2 pseudogenes are annotated in these 463 nt (G+C 36.3%); both read right to left on the reverse strand.

Annotated elements, in window-relative coordinates:
* Positions 1–349 (reverse strand): annotated as a pseudogene (locus A6F49_RS17450) (hypothetical protein); the annotation flags it as partial.
* Positions 258–463 (reverse strand): annotated as a pseudogene (locus A6F49_RS17455) (hypothetical protein); the annotation flags it as partial. The pseudogenes A6F49_RS17450 and A6F49_RS17455, both read right to left, overlap by 92 nt.

A 463-nucleotide genomic window follows, 5' to 3' on the forward strand; every position in this document is an offset into this window, starting at 1 on the left:
ATGTAAATACAGCCTCTCTCAATAATTGTGTATAGTCTGTTGTTGTATCTGCCTCATCTCCTACGACACGCTCAATTGGTGATGTGATACGTATACGATCAAAGCTATGTGTCTTTTCAGCAGTAAAACGATACTCTGAATCATGTCCTTCTATTGTAAAATGACCGACACCGTCTTGATATGACGCTTTATACACAACAATATTCTCATAAATAAGTGATGATACCAGTTGGTGCATCACTCTAGTCTTTACACGATTAAGAATTGTTTGATTCACAATACGATACCTCCTTGTTATGACAAATTGGATTTGGTATATGTGTATAAATAGGGTTTGCACCACAATCATTCAATTTACTCATCAAATTCGCTTTAGCCGCAATGGTCGGCGTTTGATATAAATCTTCTACACAGTCAACAAATACTGCGTTATTCGCGTATTCTTTTTTCCATGTCATAAGAC

The sequence above is a fragment of the Enteractinococcus helveticum genome, from assembly GCF_001657475.1.
GTDB classification, from domain to species: domain Bacteria; phylum Actinomycetota; class Actinomycetes; order Actinomycetales; family Micrococcaceae; genus Yaniella; species Yaniella helvetica.